General features: G+C 55.8%; 16 protein-coding genes and 1 CRISPR repeat array. Of the genes, 8 read left to right on the top strand and 8 right to left on the bottom strand.

Annotation, left to right across the window (positions count from 1 at the left end):
• Positions 1-40: 40 nt before the first annotated feature.
• Positions 41-428: a CRISPR direct-repeat array (repeat unit 28 nt; unit sequence TTTCTAAGCTGCCTGTACGGCAGTGCAC).
• A 249-nt stretch (positions 429-677) separates the two neighbouring features.
• Together GRPL_RS10160 and GRPL_RS10165 are read left to right on the top strand one after the other, a co-directional pair.
• Positions 678-1,121: an Xre family toxin-antitoxin system antitoxin gene (locus GRPL_RS10160; protein ID WP_032699650.1), complete on the top strand. Its 444-nt coding sequence runs from the start codon at positions 678-680 to the stop codon at positions 1,119-1,121.
• Positions 1,118-1,591: an RES family NAD+ phosphorylase gene (locus GRPL_RS10165; protein ID WP_032699648.1), complete on the top strand. Its 474-nt coding sequence runs from the start codon at positions 1,118-1,120 to the stop codon at positions 1,589-1,591. Before GRPL_RS10160 ends, GRPL_RS10165 begins: the two co-directional genes overlap by 4 nt.
• Positions 1,592-1,671: 80 nt before the next feature.
• On the opposite strand, the gene GRPL_RS10170 is transcribed toward GRPL_RS10165, so the two are convergent.
• Together GRPL_RS10170 and GRPL_RS10175 are read right to left on the bottom strand one after the other, a co-directional pair.
• Positions 1,672-2,451, bottom strand: coding sequence for an SDR family oxidoreductase (locus GRPL_RS10170; RefSeq protein WP_032699646.1), 780 nt, complete (start codon positions 2,449-2,451; stop codon positions 1,672-1,674).
• Positions 2,444-2,761 carry a nuclear transport factor 2 family protein gene (locus GRPL_RS10175; RefSeq protein WP_032696023.1) on the bottom strand — a complete coding sequence of 106 codons (318 nt, stop codon included), beginning with the start codon at positions 2,759-2,761 and terminating at the stop codon, positions 2,444-2,446. Before GRPL_RS10175 ends, GRPL_RS10170 begins: the two co-directional genes overlap by 8 nt.
• Positions 2,762-2,863: 102 nt before the next feature.
• Here GRPL_RS10175 and GRPL_RS10180 point away from each other — a divergent pair, with 102 nt between their 5' ends.
• Positions 2,864-3,769, top strand: coding sequence for a LysR family transcriptional regulator (locus tag GRPL_RS10180; protein WP_032699644.1), 906 nt, complete (start codon positions 2,864-2,866; stop codon positions 3,767-3,769).
• Between the two features lie 29 nt (positions 3,770-3,798).
• On the opposite strand, the gene GRPL_RS10185 is transcribed toward GRPL_RS10180, so the two are convergent.
• Complete coding sequence (locus tag GRPL_RS10185) at positions 3,799-4,704, bottom strand: LysR substrate-binding domain-containing protein (protein ID WP_032699642.1); 906 nt, start codon at positions 4,702-4,704, stop codon at positions 3,799-3,801.
• A 245-nt stretch (positions 4,705-4,949) separates the two neighbouring features.
• Between GRPL_RS10185 and GRPL_RS10190 the strand changes: the two genes are divergently transcribed.
• Positions 4,950-5,555 carry a glutathione S-transferase gene (locus tag GRPL_RS10190; protein ID WP_032699640.1) on the top strand — a complete coding sequence of 202 codons (606 nt, stop codon included), beginning with the start codon at positions 4,950-4,952 and terminating at the stop codon, positions 5,553-5,555.
• Between the two features lie 236 nt (positions 5,556-5,791).
• Complete coding sequence (locus tag GRPL_RS10195) at positions 5,792-7,402, top strand: FAD-NAD(P)-binding protein (RefSeq protein ID WP_032696019.1); 1,611 nt, start codon at positions 5,792-5,794, stop codon at positions 7,400-7,402.
• 9 nt (positions 7,403-7,411) lie between these two features.
• On the opposite strand, the gene GRPL_RS28020 is transcribed toward GRPL_RS10195, so the two are convergent.
• Positions 7,412-7,549, bottom strand: a complete 138-nt coding sequence (locus tag GRPL_RS28020; protein ID WP_162180092.1) for a hypothetical protein — start codon at positions 7,547-7,549, stop codon at positions 7,412-7,414.
• Between the two features lie 246 nt (positions 7,550-7,795).
• On the opposite strand from GRPL_RS28020, the gene GRPL_RS28440 reads away from it, so the two are divergent.
• A complete protein-coding gene (locus GRPL_RS28440; protein WP_256991578.1) occupies positions 7,796-7,930 on the top strand; it encodes a hypothetical protein in 135 nt (44 codons plus the stop codon).
• A 65-nt stretch (positions 7,931-7,995) separates the two neighbouring features.
• Positions 7,996-8,880, top strand: coding sequence for an SDR family oxidoreductase (locus tag GRPL_RS10200; protein ID WP_032699638.1), 885 nt, complete (start codon positions 7,996-7,998; stop codon positions 8,878-8,880).
• 71 nt (positions 8,881-8,951) lie between these two features.
• On the opposite strand, the gene GRPL_RS10205 is transcribed toward GRPL_RS10200, so the two are convergent.
• The 4 genes from GRPL_RS10205 to GRPL_RS10220 all read right to left on the bottom strand — a co-directional run bounded on the left by GRPL_RS10205 (position 8,952) and on the right by GRPL_RS10220 (position 14,462).
• On the bottom strand, positions 8,952-9,746 hold the full coding sequence (locus tag GRPL_RS10205) for an MBL fold metallo-hydrolase (RefSeq protein ID WP_032699636.1): 795 nt from the start codon (positions 9,744-9,746) through the stop codon (positions 8,952-8,954).
• A 163-nt stretch (positions 9,747-9,909) separates the two neighbouring features.
• Positions 9,910-10,545 carry a carbonic anhydrase gene (locus GRPL_RS10210; protein WP_004862810.1) on the bottom strand — a complete coding sequence of 212 codons (636 nt, stop codon included), beginning with the start codon at positions 10,543-10,545 and terminating at the stop codon, positions 9,910-9,912.
• Positions 10,546-10,757: 212 nt separating this feature from the next.
• Positions 10,758-12,407, bottom strand: a complete 1,650-nt coding sequence (locus tag GRPL_RS10215; RefSeq protein ID WP_032699634.1) for an OFA family MFS transporter — start codon at positions 12,405-12,407, stop codon at positions 10,758-10,760.
• Between the two features lie 276 nt (positions 12,408-12,683).
• The gene (locus GRPL_RS10220; protein ID WP_032696016.1) at positions 12,684-14,462 is read right to left on the bottom strand and encodes a sigma-54 interaction domain-containing protein; all 1,779 of its coding nucleotides are present in this window, start codon (positions 14,460-14,462) and stop codon (positions 12,684-12,686) included.
• Positions 14,463-14,929: 467 nt separating this feature from the next.
• Between GRPL_RS10220 and ygeW the strand changes: the two genes are divergently transcribed.
• Positions 14,930-16,117: a knotted carbamoyltransferase YgeW gene (gene ygeW, locus GRPL_RS10225; RefSeq protein ID WP_032696015.1), complete on the top strand. Its 1,188-nt coding sequence runs from the start codon at positions 14,930-14,932 to the stop codon at positions 16,115-16,117.
• The last annotated feature ends 17 nt before the right edge of the window (positions 16,118-16,134 follow it).

Below are 16,134 nucleotides of genomic sequence, written 5' to 3'. Positions count from 1 at the left end.
CAGTGCACGTATGCGCTGGCAAGTGACGCGCTGATGTTTGTTTCTAAGCTGCCTGTACGGCAGTGCACACCGTGCTCCCTGACGTGGGCTTTATTCTGATTTTCTAAGCTGCCTGTACGGCAGTGCACCCCAATGGGAGAGTGATGTAACCAAGTTATCCTTTCTAAGCTGCCTGTACGGCAGTGCACACCCCCTGAACCCGTGAGGAATATCGGTATCTTTTCTAAGCTGCCTGTACGGCAGTGCACCACTACCTGAGTACGCACGGGCTCGTGTTTCATTTCTAAGCTGCCTGTACGGCAGTGCACGCGTACTACGCGTGGATGGGATGGTGATGTCTTTTCTAAGCTGCCTGTACGGCAGTGCACGCAGTACCAGGCGTTGCAGGCGCTGTTTAACATTTCTAAGCTGCCTGTACGGCAGTGCACTGAGATAATATCAGCTCACTACTTTGTTTTATATCTAAAATCCCTCAAATTTATTCACTTCACCCTTTTTTCAAGGTCCTAATCATACTTAATGAAAATCAATAAGTTACAAAATAGACAAATAAAAGGGTCTGGTCAGCTAGCCACAATCCCTCCAACCAGTTAATAACCTGCCCAGCGATTAAACTTTCAACAATCCGACAAATGACTATAATAAATAATGACAAATGTCATTATTCAGGAGGAAAGATGAAAACCTGGGTTCCTGCACAGCAACCTGCCGATAATGCGCTGTGGCGTTATGCCGGGCTACCGGCGAATCGGGGTATGCAGCTGATTGAGCTGCTGAGTATGGGATTGCCTGTCAGCGTTCTGGATAATATTCACGAGTGGACGGAAATGTCGAAAACCGACATCCTGCGCATCACCGGCATTAATGAGCGTAACGTTGCCCGGCGCAAGAGCGCGGGCGGTACGTTGACCCCGGGCGAAAGCGAACGTGTGGCGCGTTTTGTCAGGGTTCTGGATGCCGCCGTCGATTATTTTGGCAGTAAGCAGGGTGCCTACAACTGGTTGCAGTCGCCGGTCAGAGGACTGGGCAATATCGCCCCCATCGATCTGATTGCTACCGAGAGCGGCGCGCTGGAAGTGACTGACCTGATTGGTCGTCTGGAACACGGCGTCTTTGCATGATTTTCTATCGTCTGGTGAGCGGCCGTTACGCCAGCGAGACCTGGACAGGAAGCGGGGCCAACCAGTACGGCGGACGCTGGAATCACCAGGGGCACCCGGCGGTCTATGTTTCCACCTCCATCGCTCTGGCGTCGCTGGAGATCCTGGTTCACGTCAAAAATGAAACGATCCTCAACCAGTATCAGCTATATAGTATCGAGATACCGGACAGTGCAGTGGAATATCTCGATAAACAGTGGCTGCCGGATAACTGGCAGGAAAATCCGATGCCCGTTTCCACAATGGATCTGGGCACCGGCTGGCTACAGTCGGGCAGCGGTCTGGCGCTGATGCTACCCTCCTGCATTATTCCCTATGAAAACAACGCTATTCTAAACCCGCTGCATCCCGCTTTCAGCGAGGCCCTGGCCTCCGTGCGCCAGTATCCCTTTACCTTTGATCCCCGTCTCGCACGCTCCACGCCCCGCTGATGCCTCGGCTGGAATACGCTGCAATCAAGATTAAATGAGGAGAAAACCCTTCGCCGCGTCTTGCCAGTCCGTCTGGATGGTTAAACCGTCGGCACGGTTCCGCCATCGATAACGTATTCCGCGCCGGTTATCGACGCCGCCCGGTCGGAGGCTAAAAACGCAATCAGGTTGGCCACCTCTTCGGGTTGTGCCGGACGACCCAGCGGAATTCCGCCTAATGAATCCATGATGATTTGTTTGCCTTGCGCATAATCGACCCCCTCCTGCTGCGCAAGCCGCTGCGCAAATCTGACCGCCGCCTCGGTTTCAATCCAGCCGGGCGCCACGCTCAGAACACGAACGCCCCTCGGGGAGAGCTCTTTCGACAGGCTTTTACTGTAGGTGGACAGCGCGGCTTTTGCCGCAGCGTAGGCCGTGGTTGACTCCGGCAGCGGCATCTTTCTTTGGATTGAAGAGACGTGGATAATCACCCCCTTCCCGCTGTTGAGCATCGAGGGAAGCAGTAACCGATCCAGCCTGAGCGCAGGGAACAGGTTGAGATCCAGCTCCTGTTGCCACAGCGCATCGCTCAGCGCGGCAAACCCGCCCGCCGGGGACGAAGAACCGCCCAGCATATGAACGATAATATCCACACCGCCCAACTGCTCCTGCACCGCAGTGGCCAGCACAGCGCACCCGCTCGCCGTGGAGAGATCCGCCGTCACAAATAGCGCATCAACAGCAGCGTCCGGCTGATGGCGAGCGCAGGTTAACACTCGCGCCCCCAGCTGCCGGAACAGCGCCACGGTTGCCGCCCCCGCCCCTTTGGTTCCGGAGGTAATCAGTACGCGTTTTCCTTCCAGCGCCAGGAAATCAGTCATCACCGATCTCCAGCCCATCGATCTGCTCTGCCGTCAGGTGAAATAGATAGCCAGGAATGACCGGGCTACCGGGGAAATTTCCGCTGACGATGGCGCGCACCTTCACCCTATCCCCCTGCGCGATCGCCTCAATGGGTTCGGCGACATACTGATATTTTTGTCTGGCGGCAACCTGCCATTCCCGGATGGCCTGCCGCCCGCGGTAGGTATTCCCCTCATCCTTCACCACCGCATTCGGGGTGAAGGCGCTGACAACGCTGTCCAGATCTTCAGCCGTAAAAAAGGCCTGCACTGCTGATGGCATATCCATAGTGAATCTCCCGTGATTAAACTCTACGGCTTAACTTTAAGAATCCTTTATAATTTAAACAATCAGGACAAACCGGGATGCCATGATGAAGGAAATGGGATAATGTCGCGAATCACGCTGACTGATTTAGATGCCGTTATGGCCATCGCCCGACGGGGGACCTTTCGTGCGGCGGCGATCGAACTGGGGGTATCGACCACCGCATTGAGCCACATCATCGCTAAATTTGAAGCCGAAATGGGCGTGCGTTTATTTAACCGGACCACTCGCAGCGTGGGGCTCACCGACGCCGGCCGCCTGTTTATAGATAACATCGGTCCGTCGCTACAGGGAGTGCATCAGGCCCTCGAGGTCGTCCGCTCCCGCAGTGAAACCCCTTCTGGCGTCCTGCGCATCAATACGCCTCCGTTTGCCGCCCGCGCGCTTCTCTCCCGGGTGGTACTGGAGTTTTTGCGCCGCTATCCGCAAATGCAGGTGGATATCGTCACCGATGGCCGGCTGATCGACATCGTGGCGGAAGGCTTCGATATGGGCGTACGGGTCGCCAGCCTGATACCGGAGGATATGATCGCACTGTCCCTCGGCCAGCCTCAGCGCTATGCCGTGGTGGCTTCTGCACATTATCTTTCGCACCATAAGCGGCCTGAAACCCCTGCTGATCTGCTCAATCATCCCTGCATCCGGGTGCGTCTGCCCGATGGTTCCCTCTATCGCTGGCACCTTGAGAAGCAAGGAGAAACGGTGCAGGTCGATGTCCGCGGACAGCTGACGCTGGATGAGGCGTCGCTGGCGCGGATTGCGGTGCTGGAGCATGCGGGAATTGGTTTCTTCCTTGAACAGGATGTCATCGAGGATATTCAGGCCGGCCGGCTCATTCGTTTACTGGATGACTGGACGCCCCCTTTTCCCGGCCTGTGTCTGTATTATCCCGGTAGACGCCACCCCTCAGCCGGGCTGGCCGCGTTTCTGGCGCTGGCGCGGGAATTTGCCCAGTCCGCCAGCCGTTGAGCGAACCCTTTGCCAGCGCCAGAATAATGCTATAACGGCGACGGCAACTCTTCCCGCTGGCGCCAGGCCGCAAGTTCTTCATTAAGCCAGGCGATGAACACAGAAACTTCGGCTTTCTTTTCACTTTGCTGCGGGGTGACCAGCCAGTACGGCCAGGGATAAGGCGCAGAGCAGGCGGTGAGCTGGACCAGCTCTCCGCGGTCGATAGCGCCCTGCACCAGGGAGCGCCGCTCCAGCGCGATGCCATTGCCGAGTCGAACGGCTTCCAGTACCAGATTCGAGTCGTTGATACAGAGCCCGTCGGCGACAATCTCCCGCTCCAGTCCGGCCTTCAGACACCAGTTTTTCCAGGATTCCATCGAAAATATAATCTTACCGGCCGCCACCTCTTGCGGCGTCGCGGGCAGCGAGCCGCCGTTATAATGCGGCGCAGCCACCACAATCAGCTCATCGGCAAACATATAGCGGCTTTCCAGCCCTTCCCAGTCACCTTTCCCCATGCGAATGGCGATATCCACCGCCTCCTGTTGCATGTTGGTGACCGTCAGGCTGACCAGCAGCCGCAAGGTGATATGGGGATATCTGGCGCGAAAGCGATCCAGCCGTGGCAAGAGCCAGTGGCAGGCAAAAGAAGGTACCGTGGCCAGGGTTAACGTCGTCGTCCGCGGCTTAACGTGGACCAGACGAGTCGCATCCGCGATATGTTCCAGCGCCTCGCGGACATGCATCGCATACAGTCGCCCCTCTTCATTAATCTGCACCCCGCGTCCGTGACGAGTAAACAATCTCACGCCGAGCATCTCTTCCAGCACTTTAATTTGCTGACTGATCGCCGAATGGGTGACATGCAGCTCTTTCGCCGCCAGCGTCACGCTACCAAGCCGGGCAACGGCCTCAAAGCTTCGTAAACTGGCGATCGGTGGGTAATCCGACATGAAGCAGCTCCTTATATTCCAGCTCCTGGAGGTCAACGTTATCATTGCCCAGGGGGGAAAACCTCAGGCGACAATACCGGTCAGCCATTCTGACATCTCAGGTAAGAAATGCGTAATATTCGTCATAGCCAATCTGGCGTAATGTCTCTCTGCGGCCAGGGGCAAAGCGAACCGGGATATCCCTCCCTGGCGCAGCTTGATTGGCCAGGTATTCTCCTTTCAGAGACAGGAAAACAGGAATCATGATGAAACTCATTGGCATGTTGGACTCCCCTTATGTGAGGCGCGTCGCAGTATCTCTGGCGCTGTACGGTGTCGAATTTGAACACCTGCCGCTGTCGGTGTTTAGTGCCGTTGAGCCCTTCTCAAAAATCAATCCGGTGGTCAAGGCGCCTACGCTGATTCTGGATAACGCCGTACGACTGATGGACTCTACGCTGATCCTCCATTACTTCGAATCCCAGGCGGATATGCAGCGTAAATTACTCCCCGTCGCCGGCCCTGCGCTGGCCGAAGATCTGCAGATCCTGGGGTTGATTCTGGCGGCCAGCGAAAAAGCCGTACAGCATGTTTACGAGCACCGCTTACGGCCGCCAGAGAAACAGTATCAACCGTGGATTGAACGCATCACCTGGCAGCTGCTGTCTGCCTGCCGGGAATGGAACGCCGCGCTGGAACACCGCCCGCTCAACACGCGGCTCGATCAGGTCGCGGTGACCAGCGCCGTGGTATGGACCTTTATTCAAGCGATGATCCCCGACGTGGTTAAGGCCCATGACTTCCACCCTATTCGCGCCCATCGCGAAACAGCAGAAGCTCATCCGGCCTTTAAACGGTTTCCTCTGCCCTGAGCGATAGAAAAGCGGAAAACTTATGGGGGGGCACAGGGCCCCTTTTTTATTGCCCGTCACCGCAAGCCGAGGGAGGCGCACAGCCCGCATGCATCCAGCTGGCTAGCGCCGGGGTTTTCGACCACACTTAAACCCGGCTCCCGCTGCTGTACCTCAGGCGCAGATCGCTTTGCCCGGTTAACCGTCCGGCAGGCGGGAAACTGCAATGGAAGAACGTTTATCACGGGTGATTATGCATGAAGAAAATTGCGATTATCGGCGCTGGCCCCACCGGGATTTACACCCTTTTTTCCCTGTTAAAGTATCAGCAGCCGCTGGCGGTGACGGTCTATGAGCAGGCGCGTCAGGCCGGTGTCGGCATGCCATACAGCGACGAAGAAAACTCGCGCATGATGCTGGCCAATATCGCCAGTATTGAAATCCCACCGATCCTCTGTACCTATATCGACTGGCTGAAACAGCAAAGCAAGGAGCATCTTGCCCGCTATGGCGTCAGCGATGATTCGCTGCATGTTCGCCAGTTTCTTCCGCGTATCCTGCTTGGTGAGTATTTTCGCGACCAGTTTATCGGCCTGGCAGCCAGAGCCAAACAACAGGGCTTCCCGCTAACGGTGCATGAATCCTGTGAGGTCACCGACCTGCAGGCTACGGCAGAAGGCGTCAGGGTATGGGCGCAAGGTGAGCCGGCGGCGGAACGCTTCGATCTGGCGGTCATCGCCACAGGCCACGTCTGGCCCGCTGACGAGGAGTCCACCCGCACCTTCTTCCCCAGCCCGTGGTCCGGCCTGATGGATGCAGAGATCCCGGCGTGCAGGGTCGGGATCATGGGCACCTCGTTGAGCGGTATTGATGCCGCGATGGCCGTCGTGGTTCAGCACGGCGAGTTTGTCGAATCCGCCGATCGACCGCTGCAGTTCAGGCTCAATCCGGCCAGCGAAGCGCTGAATATCGTCCTGATGTCGCGCTCCGGTATTTTGCCGGAAGCGGATTTTTACTGCCCGATTCCCTATGAACCGCTTGCGGTAGTGACGCCTGAAGCGCTGGAAAAGGCGATTGCCGCCGGTTCAGAAGGTTTACTTGACCGTGTCTTCCGGCTGATGGCTGAGGAGATCGACCGCGCCGATCCGCAATGGAGCGCCAGCATCGCCCTCCCGACGCTGAACGCCGATAGCTTCAGCGACGCGTGGTTCCGTGAACGGCGCCAACATGACCCGTTTCACTGGGCGCAGGCCAACCTTATGGAAGTCGAACGCAACAAGCGCGAGAAATACACCGTTGCGTGGCGCTATGTCATCCTCCGTCTGCATGAGGCCGTACAGGAGATTGTCCCGCATCTGGATGAGCGGGATAGTCAGCGCTTTAGCGCCGGACTCGCCCGGGTGTTCATCGATAATTACGCCGCTATTCCGTCAGAGTCGATCCGCCGCCTGCTGGCGCTCCGCGAAGCCGGGGTCATCCGTATCCTCGCCCTCGGCGAGGATTACCAGATGGCGATCGACGAGGACAAAACGGTGATTACCACCCGGGAAAACCGCGCCACCTATGATGTCTTTATCGATGCGCGCGGGCAAAGAGCGCTCAAAACGAAAGATCTGCCCTTCCCGACGTTACGGGAGCAGCTACAGGCCACCGGCGACGATATCCCGGACGTCGGGGACGACTACACGTTACAGGAGCCTGCGGAAGTACGAGGGCGTGTGGCATTTGCGGCGCTGCCGTGGCTAATGCACGATCAGCCGTTTGTACAGGGCATTACCGCCTGCGCCGAGATGGCTGAAGCCATGGCCGGCGCCATTTCCCGGCCGGCGTCCCGTCGTCGCAGGCGTTTGCCGCAGACAGACCTGTGATCGTGCATCTTAGCGCTGCCCGGGAGCGGGGTGATCAGGATCTTGCTGATGATCCTCGCTATCGTCGCGTTTACGCGGGATTTCACCCTGCTCTCGCGGGTCTTCTTTTTCCGGGCGGCTGCCGCGCTCTGCGGCGTGAGTCGCCATCAATCCCCTCATGTATACCTCCGGTAGTAGCGTGGGTGATTGCGGTTGTTGGTGAGCCGGCGGCAGGAAAAGGTCCTGCGCAGGTTCCTCAACCAGCCTTATAAAGCCTGGTTGCCAGGATGCGTTTTAACAAGCGCAATGAGTTACACCGGGTCCGCACCCGACAGTGGTCATGGAACTGGTACGCCGGCGGCGACGGAGAGCCGCTTCACCGCGGTCATCTTATTGAAAGAGATTCTCAATTAAATGGCGAGAATCATCCTAAAAACAGCGCTATCCGACACGCATCGCCTGTTGGCAAACCTGCCCGGCAATCAACATATTACCCGCCGCAATGCTCTTTTAGTGCCGACATTCGCCGTGGCGCAAGCGGCACATTAATGGTGCTAATCCCGCCCACCGTGCGTCATCCGGCCTATCCTTAAGGTTTTACGCAGGAGGACCCTATGAGCGATAACGCAACACTCACAGCCCCGTATCCCCAGCCCCCTTTTGCCGACCAGCCGCAAACGCCGCCCGGTTTAGCATCAGAAATGGTCCCTGTACCGGATCACGGTGAGAGCAGTTACCTCGGTTCCGCGCGGCTTACGGGAAAAAGAGCGCTGATTACCGGCGGCGACTCAGGCATTGGCCGCGCGGTGGCGATCGCCTTTGCCCGCGAAGGCGCCGACGTGGCGATAAACTATTTGCCGGAAGAGGAACCTGATGCCCGGGAGGTCATCGCCCTGATCGCGGCCGAAGGGCGCAAAGCGGTGGCGCTTCCCGGCGATATTCGCAGCGAAGTGTTTTGCCAGACGCTGGTGGAACAAGCCGCCAGTGAGCTGGGCGGCCTCGATATCGTGGTCAATAACGCCGGGCGCCAGCAGTACTGTGAATCGCTGGAAGATCTCTCGACCGCCGATTTCGACGCCACCTTTAAGACCAACGTCTACGCGCCGTTCTGGATAACCAAAGCCGCGCTGCGCTATCTTCAGGCCCAAAGCGTGATCATCAATACCTCTTCCGTGCAGGCCTTTAAGCCCAGCCCGATTCTCTTTGACTATGCGCAGACCAAAGCCTGTCTGGTGGCCTTTACCAAATCGCTGGCCAAACAGCTGGGGCCGAAAGGCATCCGGGTCAACGCGGTCGCTCCCGGCCCCTACTGGACGGTGCTGCAATCGAGCGGCGGCCAGCCGGAGGAAAAAGTCCGCCAGTTCGGCGCCGATACGCCGTTGGGCCGCCCGGGCCAGCCGGTAGAGATCGCCCCGCTGTATGTGACCCTCGCTTCTGACGCCTGCTCCTTCACCTCAGGCCAGGTCTGGTGCTCGGATGGCGGCGACGGGGTGTTATAGCGGCCATTTTCGGCAAGGCGCGACGCAGAGGAGTCCTGTCCAAAAGGGCTTCTCATCGCCATTAACAGGCGTCATCCACGCAGGCAGGCGAGATATTTCTCTGCGGAACGTTGTACCCTTTCGTGCGCGTTTTTCGGCATATCTTGCCCTTCGAAGGCGCCGTACAGTCGGCTAAACCGCACGCCGGCCAGCCGCTGCCTGATGCTTTCAATTACCGGCGCGGGCAACGGCAGCATATTTGGGTAGCTCCACATAAAAGAGACCGCATCCGCGCCGGGAGTCACCTGCAGGATGTCGCCCACCAGCAGCGTGCCATCGCCCTCGCGCCAGTGTAGAACGGTTCCCCCGGCAAAGTGACCGCCCAGTCGCAACAGCTGCACCGAGGGCCATAGCTCAAGCGCATCGCCTTGCCACAGGCGAATCGCCGGGCTATGGCGCACGATCCACTCGCTATCGCTGGCATGCAGATAGACCGGTGCATCAAAGGCGGCCGCCCAATCCTGCATGGTGGTGTAGTAATGGGGGTGGGAAATCGCGATAGCATCAATACCGCCGAGCGCCGTTATCAACGCCGTCGTGGCAGCATCGAGATTGGCAATGCAATCCCACAGAATATTGCCCTGCGGCGTTCTGAGCAGAAAGGCGCGCTGATTGATAGCGAACCGGGGAACGGTTTTAAGGCTAAACAGCGCGTGGTCATGCTGCTGCCAGGCGTTGGTATGACGGCTGATGAGATCGTCAAAGGTTATCCACGCCTGTCCGCTGACCGGGACATACTGCCGCTCATCGTCACAAATCTTGCAGCGTAAGATTGTGGCTCTTGTTTCTTCATACGACGTGCCGCACGTTTCACATAGCTTAATCATTATTCCCCCTCCTGCACGATGGTAAAGCAGTCATGAGTATGGCAGATGCGCGATGACGGTCGGTCATGATGCAGGCGACGGGAAAGCCACAGGGGAAAAATGGGGGGACCAGTCAAAAAACGGGATGCTGAGATCCAGGGCTTCCCTGCCCTGATGAGAGAAATTACTCGAAGTAGACGGCCGGGTTCTCCGACAGCGATACGAAGGTTTTGGTGTTCTTATCCAGCGCGCCAATCGCCCCGCTTTCGATATCGTAGACCCAGCCGTGCAGGCGCAGCGCCTTATCGCGCAGACCCACGGCAACCGACGGGTGAGTTTTGATGTTGTTCAGCTGTGCGATGACGTTTTCCCGCACCATCGCATTCACTTTATCGATTTCACTGTTCCAGGTGCCTTTCTCGACCACCGCTTTTGCCGCATCGGCATAGCGCAACCAATGCGCCACCGCCGGCATCGGATCCAGACACTGACAAGTCGCAACCGCAGTCATCGCGCCGCAGTTGGAATGGCCGCAGATCACAATATCGGTGACGCCCAGGGCAACAACGGCATATTCGATAGTCGCGGAAACGCCGCCCGGCTCTGGCCCGAACGAGGGCACGATATTCCCCGCGTTACGAATGACAAAGAGCTGTCCCGGTTCCTGCTGGGTCACCAGTTCCGGTACCAGGCGGCTGTCAGAACAGGAGATAAACAGCGCTTTGGGATTCTGACTGGAGGCCAGGCTACGGAAGAGCTCTTTACGCTGCGGGAAGATCTCTTTCTGGAAGTTGAGGAAACCCTCAATGATATGTTGCATAGCAGTGTCTCTTTTCTCGGTATGAATTACGGTATGACAAAGATCACAGTTTGTCAGTGTATCATCGCAGCAGAGAATAGGAATCGTTATTCAAATGGAATCTATATGTTGCAGCCCCGATCGTTTCTGCGGGGCTGTTCAGAAATACAGGCGAACTCACGCCTCCGGCAGCGTAATGGATGCGTTGCGTCCGCATGCGCACGATCGCCTCGCTATATGAAAAATTTTATCGCCTGTTGCAACGTCGTTCCCATCCCCCACAGCAGCGGTAGACCCACAGCAAACCAGCTTAACGTTAGTAGCACAACGGAGGGACGGGCCTCCCACGTCAGCTGCGCGTTAGCATTAATGGTATACATGCCCTTAGCCTGCTGCTGCTGTTCGGCGGTCATGGCATATTTTTCCGCAATCGGGCGCACAAGCTGGTTGCAGATGAAACCCATAACCAGTAATGCCGTCAAGACCAGCAGCGTAATATCATAGATCCGCGCCGGGGCGATGCCTTGCGCCAGCTGATATTCTCGCAGGTAATTCACCAGCACCGGCCCGCTAATGCCGGCAGCGGACCAGGCGGTCAGCAGACGACCGTGAATCGCGCCAACCATCTGAGAGCCAAAGACATCGGCCAGATAAGCCGGAATGGTGGCAAAGCCGCCGCCATACATCGAAATAATGACGCACAGCGCGCAGACGAAAAGCGCCACATAGCCACCGTGGTTGGTCAGCGGCAACGTCCCGTATAACAACGCCCCCAGAAAAAAGATTAAGGCAAAAGTGGTCTTTCTGCCGCACATATCCGACACCGAAGCCCAGAAGAAACGGCCCAGAATATTAAACAAACTGAGCAGGCCGGTGAATCCGGCGGCCATCGTCGCAATCCGCTTCAACTGTTCGCCACTTAATTCATTCCAGCTCAGGTCCTGCGAGAGGAGCTTTCCGGCAAAAATCTCTTGCAGCATGGGTGAGGCCATACCCAAAATGCCGATACCGGCGGTGACATTCAACCACAACACCAGCCACAGCAGCCAGAACTGGGGCGTTCGCCACGCCACGCTGACATGCACCTGTATGGTGGAATGATTACGCATCACTTTTTGCGCTTTCTCCCCCGAGGGATGCCAGCCCATTGGCGGCAAACGGTAGCCAAACGTACCGCACAACATAAACAGCGAGTAGATCCCCGCCAGCGCCAGGATACTCTGCCAGACGCCGTTTCCTTGCGGACCGGCAAAAAAGTTCATCAGCCAGTTCGCCAACGGCGCGCCAACCAGTGCTCCGCCGCCGAAGCCCATGATCGCCATGCCGGCAGCCATCCCACGTTTGTCCGGAAACCAGCGCAGTAACGTAGAAACCGGCGCTATGTAGCCCAGCCCCAGGCCAATACCGCCAATCACTCCGGCTCCCAGCCACAGTAGCCACAGCTGATGACTGTAAATGGCCAGAGCGGAGAGCAGCAACCCGCCGCACCAGCACAGCGTCGCGACGAGACTCACCAGTCGCGGACCGACTTTTTCCAGCCAGCTTCCCCAGAGTGCCGCGGCGCAGCCAAGGAAAACAAAAAACAAGGTATAGGTCCAACCCAGCAGCGAAATTTTCCAGTCACATTCTCGGGTCAATAGCTGCTGCCAGAATGACATCTCAGCCGGACACTGCAGAGGTTGTATACCGCCAATTAACTGCGACATTGGCAACCAGAAGACGGAAAAGCCGTAAGCCATACCGATGCATAAATGCACGGCTAACGCCGCCGGAGGGACCAGCCAACGGTTAAATCCGGGGCGGGCAATGATGCGAGACTTTGCAAAAAAGGGGGTGATCGGTGATACGGCTAAGGGGGGTGTATTCTCATTGAGTTGCGCCATAATCCTGTCCTTATCATGTTTGCTAACCGGCGGCCTCAGCGGCCGAAGACAGAGTTACAAAGCAATAATGACGCCACCTGGTTAAAAAACAGACAGAAATGAAGACTGAAGCGAGCAAGCACTGCCTGCTGTTGGCCTCACAGGCAGCAGTGAATGAGTCAAACCACAAGCCGGAGTAAAGAAGAGATGATTTTGATAATTGCCGCTCTCAGAGTGATAACCCGCCGCCACTCGGGCACACGTTTAGCATAAGGGCTATCCTTGCCCGTTCACGAATCAGATGCCAATCAGTTCGTACTTTTTAATTTTGCGATACAGCGTGGCAATGCCAATTCCCAGCTCATCCGCTGCCTGCTTCTTATTGCTGTAGCGAGTCAGAGCGTCGCGAATCATCTGTTTTTCCATCGCTTCCAGCGCCGTACTGCCCTCTTCCTCTTTAACCTCCGCTGCCTCGCCTGGCAGGCTGGCATCGCGCCCGGTGGTTTTACCGCTGCAGATTAAGTTAGGCGGAAGCAATGACGCATCAATCACCTCACCAGATGGCACAACGTTGACCAGATACTCCATCAAATTGCTTAGCTCGCGGATATTGCCAGGCCAATGATAGCGCTTAAGCAAACCGATTACCTCGGGAGAGACGCCGGGATAGACCAGCTCGAGACGGCGGGTATGCAGCTGCAGGAAATGGTGAATGAGCAGCTCGATGTCATCCTGCCGCTCGCGTAGCGGCGGCAACCTTAACGGAATCACGTTAAGCCGGTAATAGAGGTCCTCACGGAATTTACCCTCGGCGATAAACTGCGCCAGGTTTTGGTTGGTGGCGGAAATAATGCGGATATCAACCGGAACCGGGTGACTGGCCCCTACCGGCTGGATCTCACGCGACTCAATTGCTCTTAGCAGCTTTGCCTGCAGGGTAAGCGGCATATCGCCAATCTCATCGAGAAACAGCGTACCGTGATTCGCCGCCTGTATCAGCCCGGGTTTACCGTTAGCCGACGCGCCGGTAAATGCTCCCTTTACGTAACCAAACAGCTCGCTCTCCAGCAGCTGTTCCGGGATAGCCGCACAGTTGATAGCAATAAACGGCTTTGCCTGTCGGTCGCTCAGCTTATGAATGGCGCGGGCGACAACCTCTTTTCCGGTCCCGCTTTCGCCAGCAACCATCACGCTGGACGGACCGCGCGCTATGCGGCTAATCAGTTTTTTCAACTGACGCATCGGGCGACATTCGCCAATCAGCTGCTCAATCTGCGGCTCGTCCTGCGCCGAACTGAAATCCGTCGTGGCGTGCGATTGATGAAACGCCATTAAGAATAGCCACTGATCCTGAACAGCATGCAGCTGCCCGATAATAAGTTCTTTCTTGTCATCAAAGGAGATCACATGCTGCATATGGCCGCGAACAAAATTATGTTCAAAGGTTAACGGGCGAAAAGTAATCGTTTTGCCAACCATATTTCCCTGATTCACGCCAAGAATCTTTAATGCCGTCTGGTTAGCAAATTTTATCTTTTGATCGAGACTAACCACCAGCACCCCCTGATCCATATTTTCAATCATGGTCAAAAATATTTTTTGAATATTATCGCTACTGCCCTGACCTTCCAGCAACCGCGAAACAAATATTGATGAGACATGGCGAACGTAATCGGAGAATTCGTGGAGATTGTCCTTAATTCGCTCCTGCTGCTCGCGGGTTAACGCAATAAGGCTAATAACGCCCACGCACTGCCCCTGATAAATAACAGGCGTGCCAAGAAACGCTTTCTCTTTGCAATTCTCTTTGCTGGCACATCCTTTACAAAGGGGATCAAAACGTGAATGGGTAACAACTTTGTCTTTTTTTGTTTCTATTATGTAACGCAAAAGTCGCGAATCTTCATTCAACTTTTTTCCAAGCAACCTCCCGTACGCCCCTGTCCCGGCGACGCGACAGAGTGTGTTATCGACAATCTCGACCTCAAGCTGAAGAACGCTGGAAAGCATACGAGCAAATCGTTGAATTGTGGGTTGAATTTGCATCAATACGGATAAGGTGTTAGAGGAAATCATAATGAACCCTTACTCTCACTAACCGAAAACTATCTTTATTCTTTCCCGATGATACTACCCCAGGGTGGGAAGTATTTGATGCAGATAAAATCCCCTTTTCACTCTTTGACGGAAATATGGAGGCGATATCACATTTTCATATCAATATGAGAATTCGCAGAGGGTTTTTATCAATTTGACGATAAACCCGCCTCTTCTCCCCCCTCTCAGTTGCCTGTGAATAAAAGAAACCGCATTCAAGCCAGCATAACGAAAATGAATCTTATTTACCTCACCCCCAGGCTCCCCGATGTTTACGTGATCGTCATCCCATAATTACGGCCATTTATCTCTGCGTCTGCCTCTTTATCAGGAACTGGCACAGTTATTGTTAGTGAATATACAGCGCTGGCCGTCGCCACTTCACGCTCGCCGCTCCCGACCGCACAGCAATCATTAAGCTCGTCATTCACTACCAGGATCTAAAAATGAAAACTGTTAACGAACTGATTAAGGATATCAACCACCTCAACTCCAACCTGCACGATAAAGACTTCCTGCTGACATGGGAGCAGTCTCCGGATGAACTGAAACAGGTGCTGGATGTTGCCGAAGCCTTAAAGACGCTGCGCGCAGAGAATATTGCCACCCAGGTGTTTAATAGCGGGCTGGGAATTTCTGTTTTTCGCGATAACTCAACCCGCACTCGCTTCTCCTATGCCTCAGCGCTGAATTTGTTAGGTCTCGCGCAGCAGGACCTGGATGAAGGCAAATCACAAATTGCCCACGGCGAAACCGTTCGCGAAACCGCCAATATGATCTCATTTTGCGCCGATGTTATCGGTATTCGCGATGATATGTATCTTGGCGCCGGCAATGCCTACATGCGTGAAGTCGGCGACGCGTTGGATGACGGATACCAACAGGGCGTACTGCCGCAGCGCCCGGCCCTCATTAACCTGCAGTGCGATATTGACCACCCGACGCAGGCAATGGCCGATCTTGCCTGGCTGCGTGAACATTTTGGATCGCTGGAAAACCTGAAAGGTAAAAAAATCGCCATGACCTGGGCCTACTCGCCAAGTTACGGCAAACCTCTCTCGGTACCTCAGGGAATTATCGGTCTGATGACCCGCTTTGGTATGGACGTCACTCTGGCACATCCGGAAGGCTACGATCTGATTCCGGACGTCATCGACGTGGCGAAAAACAACGCCAAAGCTTCTGGCGGTCACTTCCGTCAGGTCACCGATATGGCGGAAGCATTTAAGGATGCGGACATTGTTTATCCGAAGTCCTGGGCGCCTTATAAGGTGATGGAAAAACGCACCGAACTGCTGCGCGCTAACGATCATGCCGGGTTAAAAGCCCTGGAGCAGGCCTGCCTGGCGCAAAACGCCAACCATAAAGACTGGCACTGTACTGAAGAGATGATGGCGCAGACTCAAGGCGGCGAGGCGCTATATATGCACTGTCTGCCTGCCGATATCACCGGCGTCTCCTGCGACGAGGGGGAAGTCACCGAAGCCGTCTTCGAAAAATACCGGATCGCCACCTACAAAGAAGCCAGCTGGAAGCCATACATCATCGCCGCCATGATTTTGTGCCGCAAATACGCCAGACCAGGTCAGTTGCTGGAACAACTGCTCAACGAAGCGCAAAAACGCGTCAAGTAACCTATCAGGCTGGCCTG

Origin of the sequence: Klebsiella planticola ATCC 33531, assembly GCF_000735435.1 — a bacterium.
GTDB classification, from domain to species: Bacteria; Pseudomonadota; Gammaproteobacteria; order Enterobacterales; family Enterobacteriaceae; genus Klebsiella; species Klebsiella planticola.
The sequence above is the reverse complement of the archived record's forward strand: the minus strand, read 5'-3'. Positions and strand labels throughout refer to the sequence as shown.

Excerpts from the sequence above, each read along its gene's own strand:
- GRPL_RS10160 (WP_032699650.1), top strand. The coding sequence starts at position 678 with ATGAAAACCTGGGTTCCTGCACAGCAACCTGCCGATAATGCGCTGTGG.
- GRPL_RS10165 (WP_032699648.1), top strand. The coding sequence starts at position 1,118 with ATGATTTTCTATCGTCTGGTGAGCGGCCGTTACGCCAGCGAGACCTGG.
- GRPL_RS10170 (WP_032699646.1), bottom strand. The coding sequence starts at position 2,451 with ATGACTGATTTCCTGGCGCTGGAAGGAAAACGCGTACTGATTACCTCC.
- GRPL_RS10175 (WP_032696023.1), bottom strand. The coding sequence starts at position 2,761 with ATGGATATGCCATCAGCAGTGCAGGCCTTTTTTACGGCTGAAGATCTG.
- GRPL_RS10180 (WP_032699644.1), top strand. The coding sequence starts at position 2,864 with ATGTCGCGAATCACGCTGACTGATTTAGATGCCGTTATGGCCATCGCC.
- GRPL_RS10185 (WP_032699642.1), bottom strand. The coding sequence starts at position 4,704 with ATGTCGGATTACCCACCGATCGCCAGTTTACGAAGCTTTGAGGCCGTT.
- GRPL_RS10190 (WP_032699640.1), top strand. The coding sequence starts at position 4,950 with ATGAAACTCATTGGCATGTTGGACTCCCCTTATGTGAGGCGCGTCGCA.
- GRPL_RS10195 (WP_032696019.1), top strand. The coding sequence starts at position 5,792 with ATGAAGAAAATTGCGATTATCGGCGCTGGCCCCACCGGGATTTACACC.
- GRPL_RS28020 (WP_162180092.1), bottom strand. The coding sequence starts at position 7,549 with ATGGCGACTCACGCCGCAGAGCGCGGCAGCCGCCCGGAAAAAGAAGAC.
- GRPL_RS28440 (WP_256991578.1), top strand. The coding sequence starts at position 7,796 with ATGGCGAGAATCATCCTAAAAACAGCGCTATCCGACACGCATCGCCTG.
- GRPL_RS10200 (WP_032699638.1), top strand. The coding sequence starts at position 7,996 with ATGAGCGATAACGCAACACTCACAGCCCCGTATCCCCAGCCCCCTTTT.
- GRPL_RS10205 (WP_032699636.1), bottom strand. The coding sequence starts at position 9,746 with ATGATTAAGCTATGTGAAACGTGCGGCACGTCGTATGAAGAAACAAGA.
- GRPL_RS10210 (WP_004862810.1), bottom strand. The coding sequence starts at position 10,545 with ATGCAACATATCATTGAGGGTTTCCTCAACTTCCAGAAAGAGATCTTC.
- GRPL_RS10215 (WP_032699634.1), bottom strand. The coding sequence starts at position 12,407 with ATGGCGCAACTCAATGAGAATACACCCCCCTTAGCCGTATCACCGATC.
- GRPL_RS10220 (WP_032696016.1), bottom strand. The coding sequence starts at position 14,462 with ATGATTTCCTCTAACACCTTATCCGTATTGATGCAAATTCAACCCACA.
- ygeW (WP_032696015.1), top strand. The coding sequence starts at position 14,930 with ATGAAAACTGTTAACGAACTGATTAAGGATATCAACCACCTCAACTCC.